The following is a 24,297-nucleotide window of genomic DNA, read 5'->3' on the forward strand; positions in this document are numbered from 1 at the left end:
CCCTCGGGTTGGGCGTCGAGGACGGGGTCTGGGCCCTTGGATAGGCGGTGGGTGAGCCCCGCACCCGGCCGGGGTGCTTCCGCAGTACTCGTGGCCCCGGATTTCCTGCCTTCGACGGGAAATCCGGGTCTTCGCACACACTTTGGGGATCCTGTTACTCATGGACCGGGACAGCCGCCCGCGAGCCCAGTTCCCCATATCCCGCATATTTCAGCAGTCTCCTAGGCCAGGTCCATCCACTTTTCTGACCTAGATACCCGCGCAAACTCCCGCATTTATCGCGGATCGTGGCAGCGCCAGCCTGCGAACATCTGCCCTGTCGTGGACCTGGCAGGGTCGTGGATTTGCCAAGCTGCCTGCAGTTGGGGCGGTTGCTGATGTGACGTTGCGGTGGCTCGCCCTCTGCACCACTGGGCATGGCTATTGCATCGCAGTTTTGCACCGTGGGCAAAGGTACGCTTGTCGAGTTCTGTTCGTAGGTCTGGCTCTCCACTCGTGCTGGCACGATTCGCACAGCCACCAGTAGTTGTCGGACGTGCCTGCATTGATTCCGTTGGGTTTTACGTCGCCGTTTCTGGTCGGATGCCATTGTGCGGCGACCTTTGGAGCTTTCTCTGCTAGCGAGTTGCCGGGCTTCACGGTTCGCAGCTTGGCGGCGGTGCGCTTAGCTCCGCAGGGATCGCACCCTGGGTTGCTGCCAGGCGCTGCATGCCATTCGTGCCCGCAGTCGGGGCATCGCCACCACACTCGGGTGTGACTGTTGGGTGTCAGGTCGGACGGGTGCATATCGGGGTTCCTATCCGGGTGCCAAAGTCTTTTGACCAGTTCCGGTTTGACCTCGGCCAGCGATGCCCCCGGCTTCGGTGCCGATCGAAGTTTGCTGATGACTTTGCCGGCGCATTTTCTGCAACCGTGTCCCTTACGAGCGCGCGCCCAGATAAGGGCCTGCCAGCTATGGCCGCATCGGCCGCATTTCCACCACACTCTCTCAGAGCTGCCCGGTTTGACGGAGCCTGGGGTGAGGCCCGAGTTGCGCGCTGCATCCCACTCGGCCGCCAGTTTGGGGTGCAGGTCGGTCAGCGATCGACCGGAAGAGGGCATTCGTTTCCGTTTCCCTCGTTCGACGGATGAGCATGCGCGGCAACCAGATTCGTTGAGGGTCCGGCCGGCAATCGATCTCTGCCAGACGTTTCCGCAATCACCGCAGAGCCACCAGATCACGGTCCCGCTTCCGGGGTTGAACTCGTGGGGTTTCAGCTCTCCGTTCATCGTCGAATGCCACTGCGCTGCGAACTTGGGGTGCAGATCGGCGAACGATTGTCCCGGCGGGGGAGTTGAGCGCTCGATGCCTCGTGCTCGTGCCGCGCAGGGGCGGCAGCCGGGGCTTCGGGGTCGCGTCTTCCACCGATGATCGCAGGTTGGACACCTCCACCAAAACTCGATCCAGGAGGAGGGTTTGACATCGAACAGAGTTGTCGATCCATTGTGCATGGGGTCGAAGATATCGAGGAGTTGCGGGTTGAGGTCTGCGGCAGATTGGCCTGCTCGTGGTGTGCGGCTTGCCAAGCCGGACATCGCTCGGGCGCACATGGGGCAACCGGACCCCTCACTGGTGCGATGCTTTATTGCGGTGGCCCACTCATGTGCACAGGCGGCGCACTTCCACCACGTTCGCAACCTGCTGCCCGGGTTCGTAAGTTCGGGACGCCGGTCATCGTTAGCCGACGGGTGCCATTCGGCGGCGATCTGAGGGAACAAGGTCGAAAGACTCCGCTTGTGGTGTCGGTACACGACAGCGTCGGCAGCGGCAGTTCCCCACGGAGCCGGGTCATTTCGGTAGTCGTCTGCGTAAACGGGCCGAAAGCCGAGTTCGTTGATCTTGTGCAGAACGGTTAGTGCCATTCGCTTGGCGTCTGAGTTTGTCCCGACAACGACGTCGTGGGCGGTCAGCAGATCCAGTGGTGCGTGGCGCGCGCGAATGACGGCCCACCCGGCCGCGACGAGCGCATCCGTCTGTCTGACATCGCGGGCCTGTGCCGCGGTGCCGGCATGGTAGAGGCTGCCGTCGAACTCAACGACGAGTCGCCACGAGGGCATGACGATGTCGGCATTGACCGATGGGCGACCGTTGACCGGAATCCGTTCATGGTCGTGATCGACTGGGCATCCCGCCGCGGCCAGTTCGTACCGCAAACGGATCTCTTGTTCGGAGATTCCCCACATTGTGCACTTTGGGCACCCTGTTCCGGATGCCCGGTTCGAAATTGATGCCTGCCACTCGTGGCCTTGAGCTTGGCACGTCCACCAGACTTTGACCGCGCTACCGGGTTTGAACTCGTCTAGAGTTCGGTCGGGATTCTTGTCTGGTTGGAACTGTGCGACGAGGTGTGGGTATGTGTCCGCGGCCGAGTGGCCGGGGTCTGGGAGGTGCATGCACTCGGGGCACCCGGTTCGGTCGGATCCGGTGCGGGTGTAGATCCGCGCCTGCCACTGGTGTCCGCGTGCGGAGCATATCCACCACGCGTTGATGTCGCTTCCGGTCTTGAGGTCTTCGGGCCGCCGTTCGTTTCTCGACTTGTCCCATTCGAGGAGCAAATTCGGAAACTTCTCTGCAAGTGACTGTCCGGGCTTGGGAACATCGCGCAGTGCGATCCGGGTTCGATAGCTGCAGGGAGAGCATCCTGTGCCGGCGCTCGTTCGTGATGCGGGGGTGGCCTCCCATTCGTGTGCGCAGTGGGTGCAGACCCACCAGACTTTGGCGGCCGATGATCCTGGTTTGATGTGACCTGGGTCCAGCGAGCCGTTTTTGCTCGGATGCCATTCCGCAATGACCCCTGACGGGTGCTCGGCGAGTGATCCGCCGGGGGCCGGGCTATTCGATTGAGCACGACTGCACTTCGGGCATCCAGTCTTCTTGCCAGTTGTTCTATTTGCGACCGACGTCTGCCACACGTGGCCGCAATCGGGATCGTCACAGAGCCACCACGCGCGGGTTCCGCTGCTGAGGGTAACGTCGCTTGGCTGTTGTTTGCCGTTCTTGGTGGGATGCCATTGGGAGGAAACGCTTGGCCTAAGATCGGCGAGGGACTTTCCGGGCGATGGTGTTCGAAGAATCCGTCCGGCTCGGCGCCAAGAACATGGCGGACAGCCGCTGAATGGCGAAGCCGTCCGCGTACGCGGTGGCATCTCCCACTCGTGACCACAATCTGAACAATGCCACCAGATCTTGGCGCGCATGTTCGGGCGAATGGAAGCAGCCGTGCGTTCACCGTTCTTCGTCGAATGCAACTGAGCGGCCAGGTCAGGAAAGCGTTCCAGCAAAGAGGCACCAGGACCTGCGAAGGTAGCCTGGGCTCTCCGCCGCTGAGTGGCGCAAGCCCTGCAGCCCTGGGACGCATTCGATGTCCTATTGGCCACTGTCGACTGAAACTCCTCCCCGCACTCGTCGCACAGCCACCACACTCTTCGGTTGCTCCTTGGAGTGACTTGTTGCGGCACTCGGTCGTTTCGGGTCGGATGCCACTCGCGAGCCTGTTCCGGGTACACGTCGGCCAGTGACCGGCCGGGCTGGGGGATTCCGCGCACCACGATGGTTTCCTTCCGTCTCATCTGCCATCTGCGCAACAGACTAGCGGCACACCCTGACACGGCGGATCAAAGTCACGGGACGCACCCGGTGACGCCGCCCGTGGAACAGCACAACAGTCAGCTATCCCGGCACGAAATTGATGTATGGCCAGAGAACTGACTGGAATCGTTGCTTGTTGAGACACCCCACTCGGCAGCCGCTCAGTGGCTGCGAAGCTTCGCTGTCGAAGCCAAAAGAACCGGCTTGAACGTCGGATGTGGACGTACAGACTGCCGAGACGTCCTAGATTCCGAGATCGAGCGTTTTGAGATAGTGCTTCGAAGGGTGCGCCGGCTGCGACAAATTTTGTAAGGAGTCTCGGCCTACATTGCTAGATTGTCGGGTTCTTTTCTAGAACTTTCTATCCAGCGTTTCCCTCGCGCGGAGGGGGCGATGTGGGAGCGCGATAAATGTTCTCATTGTCACGAGTCCGCACAGGCATCGTTGTGTGCGGTTGCTCGGTGTCCACCAGACACCGTGGCTGTCCGTGACCATTCACTATTGTTGTGAGTGGGTAGATCGGCGGTAGCTCGGTGTCACTAGAGTGTCACAAGTTGGTACGTTCGTGCATGGACCGGTTCGGACGGTGATGTACGAAAAGTGTTGCAAATAAACAAATATCGAGTCCAGAGACGTTCACGTGAATCCACTTTTAGGGACTTAAAATCCGTCAAGTGTCGATTCGAGTCCGACTGGGGGCACCAGAGTCCATGTCGATCCAGATTTCTGGACCAGGACAGTGATTGTCGGGTGGTAGCTTTTGGATCCGCGTGAATCCAGTGTGTTCGTCGTCGCTGCATTTTCGCGTTCGTGCTGCTCGGGGTCAGCGATCGTGCCAAAATGGCCTCTCCGCGCGTGGCTCGGTGTCACGAGGCTGTCACAACTAGGCCTGGCGAAATATCTGCTTTCCTCAACGGAGAATGCCGTCGAGGACTGTCGCCATCTCTCGAATAGCTGCCATCCCCACGATAGGTTGCGCGGTACTATCCGAATCGAACGGAACATCGAATCGCAGTCTCGAAATGTGTGGTGGTCATTGCTCTTCTTCTTGCGGCGAGACATACGGGGTCGGGATCAGTAGGTGCACTCTTTCGACGAGATCGAGTGCGGTGTCGCTATCGGCTCCGTCGAAGACTGCGGTGTGTATGCCGCGCATGGCCCCGGTTAGGAGGCGTGCGGCCGCGGACAGGTTTGTGGTGCTGTCGATCTGCCCTGCCTCCGCAGCGGCGCGGAGCAATTCGACGATTGCGTCCACGAAGCTGTCGTGCCAATGTTCGGCTGTTCCTTCGGATTTCGGTACTCCGAGGTTGCGGAACAATACGTGAGTTCGTGGGGTGTCGTAGATGCTCTCGGCGGCGATCCGGAGAAATGTCTGCAGTTGCTCGAGAGGGGTGTCCGGCCAGGTGGCGTCGGCCGATCTGTCGTGGATGCGCCCGATCAGAACGGTGGCCGCATCGTTCACCGCGGCCTGGAACAGCTCACGTTTGGTGGGGAAGTGGTGGAATGCCGTTCTGGGTGCGAGACCGCATCGTGCAGCCACACTTTCGATCGTGATGTCTGCGTAGTCGGCGTGCCGTAGTAGTTCTTGGGTGGCCTCGATGAGTCGTGCCGGTGCGGGCCCGGGTTCGTCTGTGGTCGACGACCCGGCCCAGCGATAGAGCGTGGTGGTGTGGATGCCCAAGGCTGTCGCGACGGCCGTTGGGCTTTCGGATCCTCCGAATGCGCGTGCCACTGCATCCTTGCGGTCTGCGAGTGTGAATCTGGAAACCCTGGCCATGATCGTGACAGTACATTCTCTGGAGAAGCGGGGATTTTGTCGGTTCGAAGACTCAGTGGAGCATTCGCGCGAGGGCGGGCAGGAGAACTCGTGTGGGGACGAGACCTGCCGCGATGGCTTGAATGGTATTTCGTCGACCCGAGACAACCTGTGGCCGAGATCGTCTGGAGTCGAGTGTGCGCATCGCTGTGGCAACGACGTCGGTCGGTGTTTGGTAGCTGCCGGTCGCTGCGGCCGAGTCTCCGATGACGTCGAAAAATTCGGTGCGGGTGGGACCGGGGTTGAGTGCGAACACTCGGACGCCGTGTCGCGCTGACTCGAACCACAGGGACTGGCTGAAGCTCAGGACGAATGCTTTTGCGGCCGCGTACACCGCGAGTGTCGGAACAGGTTGGAACGCAGTCGTGCTGGCCACGTTGACGATGGTTCCTGTCCTGCGGGCGATCATGTCGGGGAGGAAGGCCGAACAGATGTCCACGACAGCGCGGATGTCGACGGCGACGAGGCGCGCGAAGTCGTCTGCGTCGCCGTCTACGAACGGACCCTGTACGGCGAATCCGGCGTTGTTGACGACCAGATCGATGCGCTCGGGGACGACCTCCCGTAACCGGCGTCCGCTCGCTTCCTCCGATAGGTCCCAGGCCAACGTCCGGCAGTGGATACCGTGAGTTCGCTCCAATTCGTCCGCCAAGGTCGTCAGACGGTCTTCTCGTCGTGCGACGAGTACGAGATCGGAGCCCCGGGAGGCCAACACCCGCGCGAACTCGGCACCGATTCCCGAGCTCGCGCCGGTCACCAGCGAGCGGCCAGGCCGATAGCGAGAACCTCGTCGGTTCATCGGACCGAACCGGCGGGCGTGCGCCCGAGCTCAGCGGCCGAGCGGCGTGCAAACTCTTCGTACGACGTGGGTGCGTGTCCGAGCAGAGTCGGGAGAACTGTCAGGTCTCCAGCCGGTAGGCCGTGAGCGTCGTAATGGGTCATCATCGTGCGGTACGCCTCGCGTGCATCTGCCGGCCAGTTCTTCATGTCGCGAGGGTTCGACGCAGCCTGGGTACCGCGAACGAGGTGACCGACCGAATGCAACTTGGTCGATCGCACGGAATGCCCGACGACCGAGGCGAGTGCGGGCAGCACGTCGAGTGAATTCGTCAGCGACGATGGTGGGATCCGAATGGCGGTGACCCGGTGTCCCAACACGCGTGACCAGATCTCTGCCATCTCGTGGCGCGTGAGTTCCACCGTGGACAGGTCGTACGTGCAACCGGTGTGCGGCGACGGGTCGATCAGGATGTTCGCCGCTGCTTCGGCGACGTCGGCGACATCGACGACACCCATGACGCTGTCCGGTGAGACCGGGTACGGCATGACTCCGGCCTGCAGGAAGTCCCATACTTCCAGGTAGTTCTGCATGTAGTGCGACGGCCTGAGTACCGTGGTGGGGATTCCGCTCTCGCGCAAGAGGCCCTCGGCTATGTCCTTCTGGTGATGGTGCGTCAGCTGATGCAGATTCGGATGAATCACAGAGTGGAATACGATGTGCTGCAATCCATTCGAAGGTGCCGATGCGATCAAATGTTCGATGATCGGTCTTTCGTCGATGATCTGCGTCGGCGCTGCGTGGTAGAGAACATCGGCCCCGGTCAGGGCGGCGTCGAGCGTCGCGGCAGACCGTAGATCGCCTACGACGACCTCCGTCGCCCCATCCCGGCGGGTGGTCGCGGCCTGAACTTCGTTCTTCACGACAGCGCGAATCGGCACATCCCGTGCAGCCAGTTGTCGAACGAGCAGACGGCCTACTCCACCTGCGGCACTGGTCACAGTGATCATCGGACCTCCTCGATGGTGGGCGCGGTGAACCCCGGCGCGTTTGCAAATATTGCATATCTAGTGCAAATAAAGCAAGGAAGTTTGAGGAGGCAGTAGAGAGGCTGCGTGATGTCTATCTCCGGGGCTGAGTCGAAACGTTGGACAAATGCCGTGGCCCACGTATCTCTAGCTGGCGACGAGTTTGGTGACTCTGGCGAGTTCGTCGGCGTGGAGGTCTCGTTCGACTTCGAGGTCGTAGTCGATCTGGATGTTGATCCAGAAGCGGTCGTCGACGCCGAGGGCTTTGGACAGGCGTAGGGCTGTGTCGGTGGTGATCGCGCGTCTGCCGCGAACGATTTGGCTGATTCGGGTTTGAGGGAGTCCGGTGGCTTGGGCGAGGCGATACTGTGTGATGCCCAGCGGCTCCAGGAACTCGGTCATCAGTATTTCGCCGGGGGTGATTGGGTCGTGTGCCTTCGTTGTTGCGGCCATGGTCAGTCTCCTATCTGTGATCGGTCAGTGGTAGTCGGTGATCTCGACGTCGTCTGCGTAGTTGTCTGTCCAGACGAAGCAGATTCGGTATTGGTCGTTGATGCGTATCGAATGCTGTCCGGCACGGTCGCCTACAAGTTTTTCCAGGCGGTTGCCGGGTGGCACTCTCAGGCTGTTCAGCTCGGAGGCTGCGTTGAGGAGACGAAGCTTCTTCTGTGCTGCTCGTTGCAGTTCCGGTCCGTACGCTCGTACATGCTGTCGGTTCCAGACGTTCTCGGTGTCGGTGTTTTTGAAAGACCGGATCACGACATCATGCTATCGTGCGGCGATACTATCGTCAAACGACTTAGTTGGACCCCGGCTGTGGGCCCAGTGCCCCGGCTTCCAGGTCATGTCGATGCATACCTGACCGAACGGACCGTAGTAGCGTTGCCCCACCGGTTGTACTCGGACTGGAGACTGTAGACGCACGCCTGCCCGGAGGGCATGCTGCAGGTCGTCGGCTGGCCGTGGATCATGAACGTCTCGTCGGCGAGCGGACGTGGTGTGGTGTCTCGGAAGGAGCTCAACGCCACGAGGAACCCGACGACCGCGAGCGTGCACAAGGTGACGATGATCAGTACGTACAGAATGCGATTCATTTACCCGCACCGTCCGGATTTGGACACTTCGAGACCGTGTGTATCCATCCTGCCGGGTAGGGGAGCAGTGCGGGCGAAGTCAGCCCCTGCACGCGAAACACAATCTTGATTACCATTCAAGACGCTGCTACCTTCTTGAATAGCAATCAAGAAAGCTGGACCCGGTCGATGCCACCGGATCGCCCTCACTTCGACACGAAAGACTCGCCATGCCTAGCAGTGACGCGCCAGCCGAATACTCCCGCAGTGACGAATGGTTCGACTCCGAAGGCATGCGCTGTGCGGTAGCGGTGTTCCGGCCGGCTGCGGCCACGACCGACACGCCTGCAGTGGTGATGGCTCACGGGTTCGGCACTCCCCGCGCCCTCCGGCTCTACAGCTACGCGGACGCATTCGCCCGTGCCGGGTACACGGTCCTCGTCTTCGACTACCGGCACTTCGGCGACAGTGAAGGCGAGCCACGCCAGCTTCTCAATATCGCCAAGCAGCAGCAGGACTACCGCAATGCCATCGCGTACGCCCGCTCGCTGGACGGCGTCGATTCCCGACGCATCGTCGGCTGGGGCACCTCGTTCGCAGGCGGCCACGTCCTCACTCTGGCCGGTACGGGCGAGAACTTCGCGGCCGTCATCGCGCAGGTCCCACACGTCAGCGGTCCTGCAGCTGTGCGCGCAACCGGCCTTCGCAACACACTGCGCGTGCTGCCCTCTGCCGTGATCGACGGAGCTCGGGCTGTGCTGAGGCTGTCGCCGCGCTACATCGATTCCGTGGGTCGACCGGGAGATGTGGCAGTGATGACTACCCCCGACGCGATGGACGCACGCGACCGACTCTTTGCTGCATCCGGCCTGAAGGACGGCGACTATCCCGAAAATGTCGCCGCACGAATCCTGCTCAGAATCGGCCTGTATTCCCCTGCTCGCACTGCGGGAGCGATCACGTGCCCAACCGTCGTTCAGATCATGTCCGACGACGCGGTGACCCCGGCTTCGGTCGCCTTGAAGGCGGCATCGAAGATCCCAGGCGTGACCGTTCACATCCACCCCGGCGGCCACTTCGATCCCTACGTGGAACCGATGTTCCCGACGGTGATCGAGGAACAGTTGGCGTTCCTGAGGACAGCGGTACCGCTCGCACCCTGAAACTTCGACGAATCCCGAATCCAGAGAAAGCCCGGCGTCACTCGGCTCGGGTCGAGTCGGTCGCGCTGCCCAGCCACGACTGCAACACCAGCGCTTGTTCTATGTCGAATCGGTGCCCGGCGATCGGGTGACCGAGCATCTGTTCGGCGCTCTTGACCCGATACTTCACCGTGTTGTAGTGCAGGTGGAGTGTCTGTGCCGTTGCTTTGTGGCTGGACTGATGGTCGAAAAAGGCGCGGAGAGTCTCACGGAGTCGCCGCGCCGCATCTGTGTCGTCGGCAAGTGGGCCGAGGGTGTTGCGGATCAACTGGCGGGCGCGGGTCAGGTCTGCGCTTGCCAATGCGCTGAATGCCAGGCCCGGATCCTCGTAGGAGGTGACGATGCGGTCGCCTGCGGCGGCGAGGACGGCCATCGAGCGGGTCTGCTGCGCGTGCAGATGCGAAGTCCTGAAACCCGCACTACCGAATTCGGTTGTGCCCAAGGCTACGTGGGCTCCACCGAATCTGTCGTCGACCAGCTGATGGACGTTGTTCACATCGAGTCGTCCCGCCCCGCGGCCGGTCGGTATCCACACCCATGCGGTCAGGTTGTCTGCTGCCACGAACAGGGGCGTCGGGTTCTCGTCGAGCGTCTCGCACATTCGGCGGGCCAACTGTTCGAGGACAGGCAACCCGTCTCGGTCGGATCGCGGCTTGTCCATCCACAAAATTGCTGCGCAGTGATGTCGGTCCAGTTGATATCCGATGGCCTGGGACGCCTGGTTGTCGTCTGTCGAGCCGGAGTTCGAGAGCAGGTCCCTTATGCGGGTCGCTCGGACATTGTTTCGATTGGCGATCCACCGTTCGTGCTCGACCTGGTATGCGGTGACGACCTGCTCCGAGATCCAGTCGATGTACGCCGAGCTGATCGAGACGATGTGGTGCGAAACCTGAAGTCCAAGAACGGGATCGATATGAGACGTCTCGAGTCTGGCGAAGATCCGATCGAGCAGCGTGGTCTGACCGAGTCGGTAGGCGCGCACGAGCGCGGTCACGGGAATGGCATGCTGGGCGAGCCTGCGGGCATATTCCATCGCAGCAGAGGGCGCATGCAGGTGGTCCGCCGTGATGCCGTGCTGCAAGACATGGAAGACGGTGTCGACGTTGCCCTCGATGCTCGCACCGAGTAGCTCGAGCAACTGACTGTCCCCGCCGAGTTCTGCAATCTCACGTTCGAGAACATCACGAATGTTTCGTGACTCCTCGAGTAGGTGAGGGCTCATCTCGGCGATGACGGTAGCGACGACAGCTTCGACTGCCGACGCGGTGGTGACATTGGATGGTGGCGGTCGCACGATATCGACAATAGGCCGTCCGAGACCCTGCGGTTGCCCCTTTCTCTGGACCCGAGGCTTGTCTCCGCGAGACAAACGCGGTCCGAAACTTCATTGTCGGGAGATATGGCCTGCGTCACATCGCGTCCATAGCGTTGTGGCGACCGCTTCCTCCAGTGAAGGATCTCCATGCACCTGCCCGACCTTCTCGATCTCCGCGCATCGACCGCTCCAAACGCGCCCGCCATCGCCGACGATCGAATATCACTGACGAATCGAGAATTGCGTGACGCCGTGCGCTCGGCGGCGGCGCTTCTCTCCGGCCGCGGCATCTCTCATGGGGATGTCGTGGCGATCATGCTGCCGAACCAGGTCGAGTTCATCATCGCTCTGTTCGCCGCGTGGCGTCTGGGGGCAGCTGCGACACCGGTCAACCCGTCGTTGACCGCGCAGGAGATCGGGTACCAGATCCACGATTGTTCAGCAGCGTTGGTGATCACGGCCCCGGAATTAGTGCTGAAGACTCCACTCGAGGTCGCTCGGTTGACCGACCTGACCGAACTCGCCGCAGCAGGTCCCCAGTCGGCAACCGCCGCGGAAGACCTCGCCCTGCTGATCTACACCAGCGGTACGACGGGAAAGCCCAAGGGGGTCATGCTCGATCACGTCAACCTGACAGCGATGACGACGATGTGCATCGATGCATTTTCCCTCGATCCCGAGGTGCACAGTCTGCTGATCCTGCCGCTGTTCCACGTCAACGGCATCGTTGTGAGTATTCTTTCACCCCTCGCAGCCGGCGGGCGCGCAACCATAGCGGGCCGGTTCGACCCGTCGACGTTCTTCGGTCGTGTCGAATCCGCACGGCCGACCTTCTTTTCGGGTGTGCCGACCATCTACGCGATGCTGGCCAACCTCCCCGACGCGGTGATACCCGACACCAGCTCCCTGCGATTCGCCGTGTGCGGAGCAGCCCCGGCGAGCCCGGCACTGCTCGCGGCCTTCGAGGCCCGGTTCGGTGTACCTGTCGTCGAAGGCTACGGCCTGTCCGAGGGCACCTGCGCATCGACGGTCAATCCCCTCGGCGGCCTACGCAAGCCGGGAACAGTCGGACTTCCGATGCTCGGACAGCGCATTCGAATCGTCGACGAGAACGGGGACACCATCGACGACGGTCGCCCCGGAGAGGTTCTCGTCAAGGGAGCCAACGTGATGCGGGGCTATCTCGGACGACCCGAGGAGACAGCCAAGACCATCCGTGACGGCTGGCTACGGACCGGCGACATCGGACGTCTCGATGACGACGGCTATCTCGTCTTGGTAGACCGTGCCAAGGACATGATCATCCGCGGCGGCGAGAACATCTATCCCAAAGAAATCGAGAACGTCGTCTACCAACTGCCGGGTGTCTACGAAGCAGCCGTGGTCGGTCAGCCGCACGAGGTCAGGGGTGAGGAACCGGTGCTGTTCGTCTCGCTCACCGCGGACGCCACCCTCACCGAGACCGACATCGAATCGCACGTCCAACGCTCTCTGTCGAAGTACAAGTGGCCCGTCGACACCATTTTCGTCGACGAGGTGCCCAAGAATCCCGTCGGGAAGATCGACAAGCCCTCGCTGCGTCGACGTTTGGTCGCACCCGCAGTCTCCACGTAACCCCAATTCACCTTCTCCGAAAGGAATCACGATGGGTCTGTTGTCACCGACCCTGCCCGATATCGACCTCGGACAGTGGCGTCGCCTCCCTCAGCTCGATCGCCTGAAAATCCAAGTACAGCACTGGGGTGAACACGGTTTCGGCACGCCCGTCGGTGCCTATCTGTTCTACGTGATCAAGATGATCGCGTACGTCACGATCCCACTGTGGATCATCTCCTCGTCGACACCGGGCCTGGGTTCGCTCTCGGAAATCGGATCGTGGTGGACCCAGCCGATTGTCTTCCAGAAGTTCGTCCTGTTCACCGTCCTGTTCGAGGTCATGGGATTCGGTTGTGGCTCAGGGCCGTTGACAATGCGCTTCTTCCCGCCCGTCGGCGGGTTCACCTACTGGCTGCGCCCGGGAACGATGCGGCTCGCACCGTGGCCGAACCGGATTCCGCTCACCGCCGGTGACACCCGCACAGTCGGCGACGTCATCGCGTACGCCGGTTTGCTCGGAGTCCTGATCTGGGGACTGATCTCCGACGGTGTGCCGGGCGGCACCGGCGCCGCAGGCATGCTCGCACCGGCAGTTCCGATTGCCGTGATCGCGCTGCTGGTGCTCGTCGGCCTGCGTGACAAGACCATCTTCCTGGCCGCCCGCTCGGATCAGTACTTCGTCATGATCATCGCCTTCCTGTTCCCCTTCGTCGACATGATCATCGCGCTGAAGTTGGTCATGCTGGCCATCTGGTGGGGCGCTGCGACATCCAAGCTCAACCATCACTTTCCCTTCGTGGTGGCGGTGATGATCTCCAACAGTCCGCTGCTGCCGAGCACCTGGCTCAAGCGCAAGCTCTACCGCAACTACCCCGAAGACATGCGGCCGTCCACCTTTGCGAAATTCGCCGCCCATCAAGGAACTGCCATCGAGTACGTCCTGCCGGCCATCCTGATCTTCTCGATGAACTCGACGCTGACAACCGTGGTCCTGATCGGCCTGACCATCTTTCACCTGTTCATCCTGTCGACCTTCCCCGCCGGGGTACCCCTGGAGTGGAACCTCTTCGTCATCGGTGCCGCATGGTTCCTGTTCGGCAACTACTCCGGCAGCGAATACTCACTGTGGAACGCCACGAGCATCTGGCCGTATCTGATCGTCGTCGCGTTGATCGCGGGCATCGTTGTCGGAGGAACCAAGCCGCAGTGGATCTCGTTCCTCATGGGTATGCGTTACTACGCAGGAAACTGGGCCACCAACACGTGGATCATGCGACCCGGCGTCGAAGAGCGGCTGCAAGCGGAGATCGTCAAGTCCGCTCCGATGACGAAGTTTCAGCTGTTGAAGCTGTACGACGAGGACACCAGCGAATTCATGATGCAGAAGTTCACCGCCTGGCGGTCGATGCACAGCCACGGACGAGCGCACATGGGTCTGATCTCGCGGGCAGTGGGCAACCGCGAGGAATACGTCATCCGGGAAGGAGAGTTCCTCGCCGGTGCGATACTCGGTTGGAACTTCGGTGAAGGGCACCTGCACAATCAACAGTTGTTGGAAGCGCTGCAGCGCAAATGCCATTTTGCCGACGGCGACATCCGTGTGGTCATGATCGAAGGGCAGCCGATGCACCGAGGAACCCAGAGCTACCGAATCGTCGACGCGGCAACCGGTCTCATCGAGGAGGGGACAGTAGCCGTCTCCGACATGATCACCCGCCAGTCGTGGCTGAACGAGACGGAGTCGATCCCCGTGACCGTCACTTCGACTACCGACGTGGCCGGGCAACGGTGACCACCGCGACAGTCGTCGGATCGGGACCCAACGGTCTCGCTGCCGCGGTAACGCTGGCGATGTCCGGCGTCGAGGTGACGGTCCTCGAGATGGCCGACAAGGTCGGCGGTGGCACCCGAACCTCCGAGCTGACCTTGCCGGGTGTGCTGCACGACGACTGCTCGGCGGTGCACCCGATGGGCGCAGGGTCACCGTTCTTCGCGAGTCTCGATCTCGAGGCCCACGGACTGACGTGGAAGTATCCGGAGATCGACGCGGTTCAACCCCTCGACAACGGCAGCGCCGGGGTGCTGCATCGGTCCATCACCGACACGGCGGCCGGGCTCGGCGCCGACGGTGATGCCTGGCAGCGGTTCTTCGGGCCGCTGTCGGACCGTTTCGACGACCTGGCAACCGACTTGTTCCAGCCGCTGCTGCACATGCCGCGACACCCGATCGCGTTGACCAAGTTCGGACTCAACGCATTGGCACCGGCATCGCTCACCGCCAGGCGCTTCCGTACGCCCGAGGCACGCGCATTGTTCTCGGGTGTCGCCGCCCACGCGCTCTACCCACTGACCCGGCCGACCACCTCCGCCGTCGGAGTGATGATGATCGCCGCCGGCCACAAGTACGGCTGGCCGGTGGCCGAAGGTGGCTCTCGCGCTATCAGCGATGCCCTCGTGTCGGTGCTCACCGAATACGGCGGAAAGGTCGAAACCGGCATCAGAGTGACTCGGCTGCAGCAGATTCCGCCGAGCGACATCGTCATGCTGGATCTCTCGCCGACCGCGATCGCCGACATCGCCGGCGATGCCCTCCCCAAACGGGTGGCACGGCCCTATCGTCGATGGCGCTACGGACCCGGCGCTTTCAAGCTCGACCTCGCCGTCGAGGACGGTATTCCCTGGACGAACGAGAGTGCGCGGCGCGCCGGAACCGTTCATCTCGGTGGCACCTACGAGGAGGTCGCCGCCACCGAACGCGACGTCCATCGAGGAATCATGCCGCGACGGCCGTTCGTCCTGCTCGGCCAGCAGTACGTGGCCGACCCCACCCGCTCGCAGGGCAATATCCATCCGATCTGGACCTACGCCCACGTCCCCAACGGCTACACCGGTGACGCCAGCGAGGTGATCATCGATCAGATCGAACGCTTCGCCCCAGGGATCCGTAAACGCATCGTCGCGCGCGCTGTCCGATCGACCACGCAGATGCCCACGTACAACCCCAACTACGTGGGCGGCGACATCGTCACCGGCTCGAACGATCCCGGCCAGGTCGCACTGCGCCCGCGTGTGAGCATCAACCCGTACTGGACCGGCATCGACAGGGTCTACATCTGTTCGGCAGCAACCCCTCCAGGGGGAGGGGTACACGGAATGGGCGGGTTCAACGCTGCCCAGGCGGCGCTCCGCAAGGTAGCAGGGAGGTAAGCCATCGGCCTGGATCGGACGCGGGTCACAGCTGCCCGTCCCGGCGACCCTGAGGACTCATGGCTGGGGGCACAGCCCTTGTCGCGTCCGGTTCCAGAACGGGAACAGTTGCGGACTGGTTGCCTCGGGGTGCTCGCGCCGGGCGAGGGTCTCGAATTCCAGGGCTGTTTTGCCGGCAGTGCGGGCGAGCCCGCATGCTTGCAGGCTGAGCTTGGCCGAGGCCGCGAACCCGATTTCGGTGGCGTAGGGGCCCAGCGGGCTCGACTCGATAAAGGATTCGAGTCCGTTGCCCCACCGGTTGTACTCGGACTGGAGACTGTAGTCGCACGCCTGCCCGAAGAGCATGCTGCAGGTCGTCGGCTGGCCGTGGATCATGAACGTCTCGTCGGCGAGCGGACGTGGTGTCGTTTCCCGGAAGGAACTCAACGCCACGAGGAACCCGACGACCGCGAGCGTGCACAAGGTGACGATGATCAGCACGTACAGAATACGATTCATTTACCCGCACCGTCCGGTTGTGGACATTTCGAGACTGTGTATCCATCCTGCCGGATCGGGGAGCGGTGCGGACGAAATCGGGGCTATCGGCGGGTTCGAATCCCGTTGCCCGTCGTACCGGCATTCACCGGATGTCGCAGAGCCGCGCGCGGCAGTCCAGTGGGGTGTAGCGTCGACAACGTTGGAAAGCACAACCAGTCCGGTATGAGAGTGGCTGCGCCGCAGCCTGTCATAGAGCCCTCGCACTCGGCTGAACACGTCAGTGACCACCGCACCCTCCGGGAACCGCAATGACCACCGCAGCCCCGCATCGGACGCCGCAGCCGGCCGCCCTGGGGTACGCGCTGCTGTGGCCGCGACTCAGCGACTGCGTCGAACTCCTCGCCGACCGCATCCTCGACCCAGCGTCGGCATGACATGAAGAATCCGGTAACCGTCAACGAGAGGACCGACCAGTGCCCGCGCACGTAAGCAGTCACCATCGCCAGACCATCGAGAGGGTTTTCCAGCACCCGACCGGTGGCAACATCGAGTGGCGTCAGGTCCTGTCGCTCCTCCAGGCCCTCGGCACCGTAACCGAGGAGCACAACGGCAAGTTCACCGTCGCCCTTGGACCCGACACAGAAGTTTTCGAGGCTCCGCGCGGCAAAGACATCGACGTGCAGCAAACCGTTGACCTGCGCCGGATGCTCCGAAAGGCCGGGTACGCGCCGGATGACGGAACACCCAGCTAGAGGGTCTGTTGGTGACGAGGCGGGAAACGATAGCAGTGACGAATCGGAGGCCGGATATGCCCGAGGCAGATGTCGTGACGGCAGCGGTGCAGTTGGCGTGTCGCGCCCCGTCTGTGCACAACAGCCAGCCCTGGCGGTGGGTCGCTGATAGCGGCGGGCTCAACCTGTTCGTCGATCCGAGTCGATGGGCTCGCGCAACGGACTATTCGGGCCGGGAGGCGCTGATCAGTTGTGGCGCCCTGCTCGACCATTTCCGTGTCGCGATGCAGGCAGCAGGGTGGACAATCAATGTCGACCGGTTCCCCAACCCCAACAACCTGAACCATGTAGCTGCAATCAGTTTCACTCCCTCGAGCTTCGTAACCGATGGTCACCGTGCTCGCGCCGCCGCAATCGAGCGGCGCAGAACCGACCGGCTCCCGTTCGCCGCACCGACGGACTGGAAGCTGTTCGAGCCCATGGTGCGTAGTACATTCTCCGATCGTGACGCCCACCTGGACGTCGTATCAGACGATGACCGTCACAAGCTGGCCGATGCCTCCCGGCTCAGTGAGTCTCTGCGGCAGTACGACTCGTCCTACCACGCCGAACTGGATTGGTGGACTGCATCTTCCGAGGAAGCCGAAGGCATCCCCTACAGCTCGCTGGCATCCGCCACCGAGCGCCAGCACGTCGATGTGGCGCGCGCCTTTCCAGTCGGTGACGACAGTCAGCGGCGCCCGAGCATCACAGCGGACCGCTCCACGATTCTGGTGCTTTCCACCGATGACAACACCGGCGGCGATGCGGTGCGCTGCGGCGAAGTGCTCTCGACCGTGCTGTTGGAGTGCACCATGGCCGGCATGGCCACCTGCACTCTGACCAACATCACCGAATCTCCGGCCGGCCGCGAGGTCATCGCCGCCCTGATTGGCCGGGCGTCTTATCCTCAGCTGTTGATTCGGGTCGGTCTGACCCCACAAGCGGAACCTGAGCCTGCGATGACGCCGCGGCGCCCGCTGCGCGAGGTCTTCGAACCCGCGACATAGTCCTGGATGACCTATCTCCCGTGAGCGGCTTACCGGCAGTCTGCGCGAGCGGGCGTGGCAGTTTTCATATTGCGTACAACCGGTAGGCGGCCCACTCTGCGCGGTCGTCGAGCGCAGTGGGATCGATGAACGTCGCCGTGGCCCACACGTCGGCCCACAGGAGGTCAGGGCCGGCGACAGTGGCGGATCCCGGATGCTCGACTCCTCGTCCGGTGCGGGGATCGATGATATGCGCGCCGCGCAACCTTGGAGCCGACGGCCGAGGCCACCGCGCGCTTAACCTCAATACCGTTCAGTTAGTGTTTCGACGAGGTAGTATGAGGTGTGCCTCGTAGTGGATGGGTGAAGCCGGTGTCGGATCGTCGGTTGTCGGATGTGGTGTCGGTGGGGTTGTTGACCAGGGTGTTTGCGCCGGATGTTGTTGATGCGGTGATCGCGGAGTGCGGCCGGACCGAGCAGCGGAGTAGGACGTTGACCGCGCGGGTGACGGCCTATTTCGCGATCGGAATGGCGTTGAATGCCGACGGGTCGTATGAGGATGTGTTCGAGCAGCTTACCGACGGTTTGTCCTGGTCCTCGGGGTGGTCTCAGTCATGGACTGCTCCGACGAAATCGGCTATCTTTCAGGCACGTTCACGCCTGGGAGCGGAGCCGTTGGAAGCATTGTTCCGTCGCGTTGCGCAGCCTGTCGCGGTCGCAGCCACACCCGGCGCCTGGCTCGCCGGGCGCCGGTTGGTGGCCATCGACGGTACCTGCCTGGATCTGGCCGACACGCCCGCCAACACCGAGCATTTCGGTAGACCGGCATCGAGCCGAGGCGAGCAGTCCGCGTATCCGCAGGCACGACTGGTGGCAGTGGCCGAATGCGGCACCCATGCACTCGTCGATGCCGCAATCGGCCCGTGTTCGACCTCGGAGCGGGAGTTGTCGAATGATCTCCTCGACCGTCTCGAACCGGGAATGCTGCTGCTCGCCGACCGTGGTTTCTACGGGTTTCAGATGTGGACCCGGGCGGCAGCGAGCGGCGCCGACCTGTTGTGGCGGGTCAAATCCACGCTGTCGCCGAAGCATGTCGAGACCCTCGACGACGGCTCCTGGCTGGCGACGATAATCCCGACCTCGGGCACCCGGCGTCAGCATCGAACACCGCTGACAGTGCGGGTAATCGACTACGCACTCGACGACGGACGCGAGAACCCCGAGCAGTATCGGTTGTTGACCACGATCCTCGACCCCGCCGACGCACCCGCGAAAGACCTGGCACTGGCCTACGCCCAACGCTGGGAAATCGAGAACACCTTCGACGAACTGAAAACCCATCAGCGTGGACCCCGAGCGGTCCTGCGATCGAAATCCCCACCACTGGTACTCCAAGAAATCTGGGGCCACCTGTGCTGCCACTACGCCATCCGAACATTGATGGTCGACGCCGCGCGAGCAGGTGGCCGCGACCCCGACCGGGTCTCATTCGTCGCGGCGCTACGAATCACGCGAAGATCGCTCTCGCACAGCTCTTTTTCCCCCTCACAACCATAAAGCGGTCACCCGGATGTGGAACCACGCCATCGAAAAACTGCAACACCGATTCAATCCCGCACGTCGCCTACGAGCGAACCCGCGGGTCGTCAAACGAAAAGTCATCAAATGGGCAGCCAAACGCTCCCGGCACCAACACCATCCACAACCCACAACGTCACCCCAATGCACTATCATTCAGCACTAACTGAACGGTATTTTGCTTAGCCTGAATGCACCGATGAGCTGACTCGTTTGTTCTGAATGATGTTGCGCGGTATCGACCTGGATACGAGGCGTGATTGTTCGGCCGATCTCGACTATCGGGTTGTTCCACTGGCGTTTTCGTCTCGTGTGTGGGTAAGGGTGCTGGTCGTTAGGCTGCGATCGGTAGATTTCGAGGGAACGTGTTCTCGAACAGTGTCATCCACTGTTTCTCCCACGGCCAGCCTGTGGGTAGGTGGAGGGTGATTTTCCGGGCCGAGTAGGCGATACGGGTCGGCACCGAAATCAGGGTTTGCCGGATCGTGCCGGTCGTCGCTTTCGCCAGCGCCGAGTCACCGGTGATGGTGGCGGCGGCGCGGGTGAGGTTGAACGCCATCACCGCGCAGACCAGCCAGGCTGCGTTGGCGCAGAAATGTGCCGACGGCATGTGGGCGAGGGCGGAGTTCTTGAGGTCTGCGTGGACTTGTTCGATAATTGCGTGCCGGCGGTGGACCTGGTCGGCGGTGACGGTGTCGAGATCGTGTGGGTCGGTGGTGGTGAAGAATGCGTGGAAGCGCCACACGTCGAACAGTTGCTGTTGTCCTTGGTCTTTCTTCGGTCGTAGGTCCGGGATGCGGCGCACGATCAACCGGCCGGGGATGTGGTGGGCTTTCTTCTGTGCCGTGAACGCGGTGAACGGTATTTCGGCAACTTCCGCCGTCGAGATCCACGACTCGGTGGCGTCGTCGAAGATCGCGTTGGTGTAGCGGATCGGGGTCCACGCGTCGGCCGGGATTGCACTGATCGCGGTGCGGATCACCGAGTTCAGTCCGGTGGTGATCGAGACGTCCGCGCCGCCACGGATCGCTGCCGAGATGGCGGGGTGCCCGAAGTACGCCGAATCGGCACGCACCAATGGGGCCGACATCTGCTGTGGAGCAGCAGAATTGATGACTGCCGTGCGGACTCGATGTACCGTGCACAAGGTGTCGGCGATCATCCGGGCTGCACCGCGCGCGGATCCACATGAGCCTTTCCGGAGGCGTTGCCCGGTGATCACCGGTGCTGCAGTGGTCGTGGTGACGGTGGTGATCAGCGAGTTCAATCCGCGGACTCCGGAGTAGCCGTAGCCGGATCCTTGTTTGCTGTGTCCGTGGACTTCGATGATCGAGTCGTCGATGTCGATCATCACCGGGCCGGTGTCGATCCCGGCCAGGACCGGGGTCTGCTCGGCGAGCCCTGAGAGCAGTCGGGACGCGACTGCGTCGAGTTGGCGGACATGCCCGAACCGGAACTGGCGCAGAAACGACCCCAAGGTCGAGGGCGCGTACGGTCGGTCGAAGAGCGTTCCCAGTGCGCCGTGCCGAAGGATCGCCATGTCGGCGATGCTGTCCGCGCCAGCGACCATCCCCGCGACCAGCGATCCGACCTTGCGGCCCGCGTTGGCGCCTTTGTCGGTCGGCACACTCAGATGCTCGTCGGCCAACGACAGCAACCCTGATCGCTGCGCCAACGCCAGCACCGGGACCAGCCCGGCTGCGGACACGAGATTGGGGTCGTCGAACCTTGCGGCAGTGACAGGTCGGGTGTGAGATAGTTGCATCTGCGAGATGCCCTTCTTGTGGTCAGAATCGGTTCTGTAGGAAGTCCCATTCTTTCACCACAGCAGGGCATTTCGCGTCTAACGCGCACGTTGAGCGGCTACCTCATCGGTGCATCCAGGCTTAACACGAGTCCGGTCGTCGAGGCGCGGTTGGACTTGGTACTCGCGACGGGTCCCGCCTGGCCGATCTGGGCGGAGATGGCAGCGCCCTCGGAATGCGCGGCGTCGGTTCGAGGAATTTCAGGGCATTATCCTGTCCAGGAATGGGTTTCGGAAGACTCGGTGTGGGTCGTAGGTATCGAATGCCGCGGCCGCGGAGTCCCACTCGCGGTAGCGGGAGGGCAGGGTTTCGGTCAGGAAAGGGAGGTCGGCATGCGACCGGTCGTCTGTGAAGGCCCAGCCCTTGGAGTATTCCGGTCGCATCATCCCGAGTGATCCCGAATAATGTTGGTGCATCCACTGTTCCATCTCACGGAAGAATGCATGCATGCCGGGAGTGCCCGGGATGGAGACGACGTTCATCCAGATCGCCGTGTCCCATTCCGGGTGCTCGGCAATCGGCGACAGCGCCGAAATCGATGGTGAGCCGGCGCTGTCGACGTCGACGTCGTAGTCCAATCCGCATAGCCGTACCTCGAACGGCCCGTTGACGGGATACTCGCCCAGCGAACTGTAGTAACCGAGTCGTTCCTCGAGCCAGGTCGTCATGTCGTGGATGATGGTGGCGACGTTCTTGCGGGCGGTGAGTAGGACCCCACCGCCCGCGGTAACGCGGAGCGTCGTCGCCCGAAGGTAGAAACGCGTGTTCTTCGATGTGCCCCAGATGTCTGCGGTACCGGTGAGCGCCAGACCTGCGGTGACTGCGCCGAGCTGAGAAGCCGAAAAGGCCGGCGTAGCGGCACCGATATGCGGCGCGGTGGAACCGAGCCCGTCGGTGATCAGTTCGGGAAGTGTGTCGGAGAAAGCGTAGTTGTAGGGCCCGGTCACTTCCCGCGATTCGATCGGGCGCTCCGGTTCGTCGGTCCACACCTTGAGCCATGGTGCGTCGGTGAACGGAAACCAGATTGCCTCGACGCTTCCCGACGCGGCAAGGAACCGTTCGAAGGTTCGGCCCGGTGCCCCAGCGGGGGCGAACAATTCCCGCCAGCCGATGTCGAGGATGCTCTGGCACCGCACACGCCGGTCGGCTCCTGCCTGGAGGGTGACGGAGGTGATGAACGTTCGTCCGAGGTGGGTGAGCAGTGGCAGGATGCCGGGATCGGATCGAGCGAAGGTACGGGTGGAGTACTCACCCGCGGACTCGTCCCACACGACTGCGGTGAGGGCGGTGACGAGATTGCTGACGGATCCGAAGCTGAGGCCGGGTTCGGCGGTTCGGCCCTCGGCTGGGGCGGTCGCGCCGTGTGCGTCGATGGCAAGTGCGCCGCCGATGGTGATGTCTCCGATGGCGGGGATGCTCGCCCAGCCCAACCCCTCGGCTTCGAGAGCAGTCAGGATGGCAAGCAGACTGGCGCCGCCCTGCGCGGTCACCGTGGCCGGGGTTCCCGTCGGGTCGACGCTCACGCCGGTCAAGTGTCTGGTGGTATCGAGAAGGACGACTGCGTCGACGGAGTATCCGGGAACGACGGTCAGCGGACTCCACCCGTGCATCGAGCCGCGAGCTCGCAAAGTGTAGCCCTGCTCCGCAGCCCAGTTGGCCAGGTTCACCACCTCGCGTTCGTCGCGCGGTGCGCAGGTCCAGACGCTGTCGAAACTGATTTCCTTGGACCAGTTCTCGTAGCTCTGTTGATAGAGGTCGATGCCGGATGGGAATTCGGGTGGAACCGGCAGGGTGGCATCGCCTGCGGGCACCGCCGCCGCCGGAACCCATTCGGAGAACCCGGTGACAGCAACAGCAGCGACTGCTGCCGCACCGAAGAAGCGGCGGCGTGACAGCGCCGCGGGTGCATTCCGTTCGGCCACGTGTAAACCCCTCGAGTATTTCGATGCCAGTGGCATCACAATAGAACGAGCGGGTGAAGACGGTGGCGGATTCGACGAAACGGCCGGGCGGGGACGGTGGCACCGACGGTCGAAGTCGACCTTCTGAGGGCGACCGGGTAGTCGGTTGCCATACTGGATCCTCGCGTGCCTGCACCGCGCGCTGAGCGAAACGTGGCTCGAAATTCACTGCACGGAGGAGAACCAATGTCGACAATCGCGTACGTCATAGCGGGCTCGGAGGCCACCGGAGGAGCCGGCCTGCAAGCCGACCTCAAGACGTTCGAGCGACTCGGTGTGTACGGCGTCGGGACCATAACGTGCATCGTCTCGTTCGACCCGAAGTCGAATTGGGGCCATCGCTTCGTTCCCGTGGCAAGCCGAGTCATCGCCGATCAAATCGAAGCCGCGACATCGGCGCACAGTCTCGGCGTCGTCAAGATCGGCATGCTGGGGACTCCCGACACCGTCTCGACCGTCGCGAGTTCCCTTGCGCTGCAGCCGTGGCGTCATGTCGTCGTCGATCCCGTGCTGATCTGCAAAGGGCAGGAGCCGGGCGCTGCCCTCGACACGGACAATGCGCTGCGGACGGAGATACTGCCGTTGGCCACCGTCGTCACGCCGAACCTGTTCGAAGCTCAGACCCTCTCGGGCATGGACACCCTGGACACCGTCGACAATCTGGGCGAGGCGGCGCGTCGGATTGCCGACCTCGGGCCGAAGTACGTCGTCGTCAAGGGCGGCGTGGGTCTGGCCGGAGACGAAGCAATCGACGTCGTCTTCGACGGACAGGACGTGACCGTTCTGCGCGCACCGAAGATTGGTCACGAACGGGTTTCCGGTGCAGGCTGTGTGTTCGCCGCCGCGATCACGGCAGAACTCGCCAAGGGTGCGTCCGTGCTCGATGCAGTATCGACCGCCAAGGACTTCGCCCACGCCGGGATCGTGGGTCGGATCACGACGAACGCTCCCTTCACCGCCGTCGGTTGGCACGATCGCGCCTGACGAACGCGCATCAGTGCTGACTCGTTCCTATCGACCGGGTAGGAACATCGGTGCGATGTCCGCTAGTTCAAGTCCGCCGGGTTCGGC

General features: G+C 62.6%; 21 protein-coding genes. 9 read left to right on the plus strand and 12 right to left on the minus strand.

What is annotated here, in order from left to right:
* Positions 1 to 420: 420 nt before the first annotated feature.
* The 7 genes from J1M86_RS26975 to J1M86_RS08460 form a co-directional block, all read right to left on the minus strand.
* The gene (locus J1M86_RS26975) at positions 421 to 3,609 is read right to left on the minus strand and encodes a zinc-ribbon domain-containing protein (RefSeq protein WP_206509504.1); all 3,189 of its coding nucleotides are present in this window, start codon (positions 3,607 to 3,609) and stop codon (positions 421 to 423) included.
* A gap of 1,052 nt (positions 3,610 to 4,661) precedes the next feature.
* Positions 4,662 to 5,405 (minus strand): TetR family transcriptional regulator, encoded by a 744-nt coding sequence (locus J1M86_RS08435; protein ID WP_206509505.1) that lies wholly within the window; start codon positions 5,403 to 5,405, stop codon positions 4,662 to 4,664.
* Positions 5,406 to 5,457: 52 nt separating this feature from the next.
* Positions 5,458 to 6,243, minus strand: a complete 786-nt coding sequence (locus tag J1M86_RS08440) for an SDR family oxidoreductase (RefSeq protein ID WP_206509506.1) — start codon at positions 6,241 to 6,243, stop codon at positions 5,458 to 5,460.
* The gene (locus J1M86_RS08445; RefSeq protein WP_206509507.1) at positions 6,240 to 7,232 is read right to left on the minus strand and encodes an NmrA family NAD(P)-binding protein; all 993 of its coding nucleotides are present in this window, start codon (positions 7,230 to 7,232) and stop codon (positions 6,240 to 6,242) included. The genes J1M86_RS08440 and J1M86_RS08445 overlap by 4 nt, the downstream gene beginning before the upstream one ends.
* A 165-nt stretch (positions 7,233 to 7,397) precedes the next feature.
* Complete coding sequence (locus J1M86_RS08450) at positions 7,398 to 7,703, minus strand: HigA family addiction module antitoxin (protein ID WP_206509508.1); 306 nt, start codon at positions 7,701 to 7,703, stop codon at positions 7,398 to 7,400.
* Positions 7,704 to 7,727: 24 nt separating this feature from the next.
* Positions 7,728 to 8,009 (minus strand): type II toxin-antitoxin system RelE/ParE family toxin, encoded by a 282-nt coding sequence (locus tag J1M86_RS08455; RefSeq protein ID WP_206509509.1) that lies wholly within the window; start codon positions 8,007 to 8,009, stop codon positions 7,728 to 7,730.
* An 83-nt stretch (positions 8,010 to 8,092) separates the two neighbouring features.
* Positions 8,093 to 8,344: a hypothetical protein gene (locus J1M86_RS08460; protein ID WP_206509510.1), complete on the minus strand. Its 252-nt coding sequence runs from the start codon at positions 8,342 to 8,344 to the stop codon at positions 8,093 to 8,095.
* A gap of 209 nt (positions 8,345 to 8,553) precedes the next feature.
* Between J1M86_RS08460 and J1M86_RS08465 the strand changes: the two genes are divergently transcribed.
* Positions 8,554 to 9,486, plus strand: a complete 933-nt coding sequence (locus tag J1M86_RS08465; RefSeq protein ID WP_206509511.1) for an alpha/beta hydrolase — start codon at positions 8,554 to 8,556, stop codon at positions 9,484 to 9,486.
* A 37-nt stretch (positions 9,487 to 9,523) separates the two neighbouring features.
* Here the strand turns inward: J1M86_RS08465 and J1M86_RS26685 are convergent, their stop codons facing one another.
* Positions 9,524 to 10,819 carry a CdaR family transcriptional regulator gene (locus J1M86_RS26685; protein WP_206509512.1) on the minus strand — a complete coding sequence of 432 codons (1,296 nt, stop codon included), beginning with the start codon at positions 10,817 to 10,819 and terminating at the stop codon, positions 9,524 to 9,526.
* Between the two features lie 168 nt (positions 10,820 to 10,987).
* Here J1M86_RS26685 and J1M86_RS08475 point away from each other — a divergent pair, with 168 nt between their 5' ends.
* Genes J1M86_RS08475 through J1M86_RS08485 form a run of 3 tightly spaced genes read left to right on the plus strand, consistent with a single transcriptional unit; the run spans position 10,988 to position 15,643 of the window.
* Positions 10,988 to 12,454, plus strand: a complete 1,467-nt coding sequence (locus tag J1M86_RS08475; RefSeq protein WP_206509513.1) for a class I adenylate-forming enzyme family protein — start codon at positions 10,988 to 10,990, stop codon at positions 12,452 to 12,454.
* 31 nt (positions 12,455 to 12,485) lie between these two features.
* Positions 12,486 to 14,228 carry a DUF3556 domain-containing protein gene (locus tag J1M86_RS08480; protein WP_206509514.1) on the plus strand — a complete coding sequence of 581 codons (1,743 nt, stop codon included), beginning with the start codon at positions 12,486 to 12,488 and terminating at the stop codon, positions 14,226 to 14,228.
* A complete protein-coding gene (locus J1M86_RS08485; protein ID WP_206510000.1) occupies positions 14,225 to 15,643 on the plus strand; it encodes an NAD(P)/FAD-dependent oxidoreductase in 1,419 nt (472 codons plus the stop codon). Before J1M86_RS08480 ends, J1M86_RS08485 begins: the two co-directional genes overlap by 4 nt.
* A gap of 57 nt (positions 15,644 to 15,700) precedes the next feature.
* Here J1M86_RS08485 and J1M86_RS08490 read toward each other — a convergent pair whose 3' ends face one another.
* The gene (locus J1M86_RS08490; protein ID WP_206509515.1) at positions 15,701 to 16,141 is read right to left on the minus strand and encodes a hypothetical protein; all 441 of its coding nucleotides are present in this window, start codon (positions 16,139 to 16,141) and stop codon (positions 15,701 to 15,703) included.
* Positions 16,142 to 16,431: 290 nt separating this feature from the next.
* Between J1M86_RS08490 and J1M86_RS26690 the strand changes: the two genes are divergently transcribed.
* Genes J1M86_RS26690 through J1M86_RS08500 form a run of 3 tightly spaced genes read left to right on the plus strand, consistent with a single transcriptional unit; the run spans position 16,432 to position 17,903 of the window.
* Positions 16,432 to 16,557, plus strand: coding sequence for a hypothetical protein (locus tag J1M86_RS26690; RefSeq protein WP_274611672.1), 126 nt, complete (start codon positions 16,432 to 16,434; stop codon positions 16,555 to 16,557).
* 39 nt (positions 16,558 to 16,596) lie between these two features.
* Positions 16,597 to 16,875, plus strand: a complete 279-nt coding sequence (locus J1M86_RS08495; RefSeq protein WP_075838250.1) for a hypothetical protein — start codon at positions 16,597 to 16,599, stop codon at positions 16,873 to 16,875.
* Positions 16,876 to 16,931: 56 nt separating this feature from the next.
* A complete protein-coding gene (locus J1M86_RS08500; RefSeq protein ID WP_206509516.1) occupies positions 16,932 to 17,903 on the plus strand; it encodes an NAD(P)H nitroreductase in 972 nt (323 codons plus the stop codon).
* A gap of 64 nt (positions 17,904 to 17,967) precedes the next feature.
* Here the strand turns inward: J1M86_RS08500 and J1M86_RS08505 are convergent, their stop codons facing one another.
* Complete coding sequence (locus tag J1M86_RS08505) at positions 17,968 to 18,147, minus strand: FAD:protein FMN transferase (protein ID WP_241259731.1); 180 nt, start codon at positions 18,145 to 18,147, stop codon at positions 17,968 to 17,970.
* 80 nt (positions 18,148 to 18,227) lie between these two features.
* On the opposite strand from J1M86_RS08505, the gene J1M86_RS08510 reads away from it, so the two are divergent.
* A complete protein-coding gene (locus J1M86_RS08510) occupies positions 18,228 to 19,439 on the plus strand; it encodes an IS4 family transposase (RefSeq protein ID WP_206509518.1) in 1,212 nt (403 codons plus the stop codon).
* A 355-nt stretch (positions 19,440 to 19,794) separates the two neighbouring features.
* Here the strand turns inward: J1M86_RS08510 and J1M86_RS08515 are convergent, their stop codons facing one another.
* Positions 19,795 to 21,225 (minus strand): IS1380 family transposase, encoded by a 1,431-nt coding sequence (locus tag J1M86_RS08515; RefSeq protein WP_206509519.1) that lies wholly within the window; start codon positions 21,223 to 21,225, stop codon positions 19,795 to 19,797.
* Positions 21,226 to 21,465: 240 nt separating this feature from the next.
* Positions 21,466 to 23,187, minus strand: a complete 1,722-nt coding sequence (locus J1M86_RS08520; RefSeq protein WP_307786570.1) for a cholesterol oxidase substrate-binding domain-containing protein — start codon at positions 23,185 to 23,187, stop codon at positions 21,466 to 21,468.
* Between the two features lie 225 nt (positions 23,188 to 23,412).
* On the opposite strand from J1M86_RS08520, the gene thiD reads away from it, so the two are divergent.
* The gene (thiD, locus tag J1M86_RS08525) at positions 23,413 to 24,210 is read left to right on the plus strand and encodes a bifunctional hydroxymethylpyrimidine kinase/phosphomethylpyrimidine kinase (RefSeq protein ID WP_206509521.1); all 798 of its coding nucleotides are present in this window, start codon (positions 23,413 to 23,415) and stop codon (positions 24,208 to 24,210) included.
* Positions 24,211 to 24,297: the final 87 nt, after the last annotated feature.

Source organism: Rhodococcus sp. KRD197 (assembly GCF_017168235.1).
In the GTDB taxonomy this organism is placed as follows: domain Bacteria; phylum Actinomycetota; class Actinomycetes; order Mycobacteriales; family Mycobacteriaceae; genus Rhodococcoides.

Bases quoted from the DNA above. Each gene is read 5' to 3' on its own strand.
- J1M86_RS26975 (WP_206509504.1), bottom strand. From the start codon at position 3,609: ATGAGACGGAAGGAAACCATCGTGGTGCGCGGAATCCCCCAGCCCGGC.
- J1M86_RS08435 (WP_206509505.1), bottom strand. From the start codon at position 5,405: ATGGCCAGGGTTTCCAGATTCACACTCGCAGACCGCAAGGATGCAGTG.
- J1M86_RS08440 (WP_206509506.1), bottom strand. From the start codon at position 6,243: ATGAACCGACGAGGTTCTCGCTATCGGCCTGGCCGCTCGCTGGTGACC.
- J1M86_RS08445 (WP_206509507.1), bottom strand. From the start codon at position 7,232: ATGATCACTGTGACCAGTGCCGCAGGTGGAGTAGGCCGTCTGCTCGTT.
- J1M86_RS08450 (WP_206509508.1), bottom strand. From the start codon at position 7,703: ATGGCCGCAACAACGAAGGCACACGACCCAATCACCCCCGGCGAAATA.
- J1M86_RS08460 (WP_206509510.1), bottom strand. From the start codon at position 8,344: ATGAATCGCATTCTGTACGTACTGATCATCGTCACCTTGTGCACGCTC.
- J1M86_RS08465 (WP_206509511.1), top strand. From the start codon at position 8,554: ATGCCTAGCAGTGACGCGCCAGCCGAATACTCCCGCAGTGACGAATGG.
- J1M86_RS08475 (WP_206509513.1), top strand. From the start codon at position 10,988: ATGCACCTGCCCGACCTTCTCGATCTCCGCGCATCGACCGCTCCAAAC.
- J1M86_RS08480 (WP_206509514.1), top strand. From the start codon at position 12,486: ATGGGTCTGTTGTCACCGACCCTGCCCGATATCGACCTCGGACAGTGG.
- J1M86_RS08490 (WP_206509515.1), bottom strand. From the start codon at position 16,141: ATGAATCGTATTCTGTACGTGCTGATCATCGTCACCTTGTGCACGCTC.
- J1M86_RS26690 (WP_274611672.1), top strand. From the start codon at position 16,432: ATGACCACCGCAGCCCCGCATCGGACGCCGCAGCCGGCCGCCCTGGGG.
- J1M86_RS08500 (WP_206509516.1), top strand. From the start codon at position 16,932: ATGCCCGAGGCAGATGTCGTGACGGCAGCGGTGCAGTTGGCGTGTCGC.
- J1M86_RS08515 (WP_206509519.1), bottom strand. From the start codon at position 21,225: ATGCAACTATCTCACACCCGACCTGTCACTGCCGCAAGGTTCGACGAC.
- thiD (WP_206509521.1), top strand. From the start codon at position 23,413: ATGTCGACAATCGCGTACGTCATAGCGGGCTCGGAGGCCACCGGAGGA.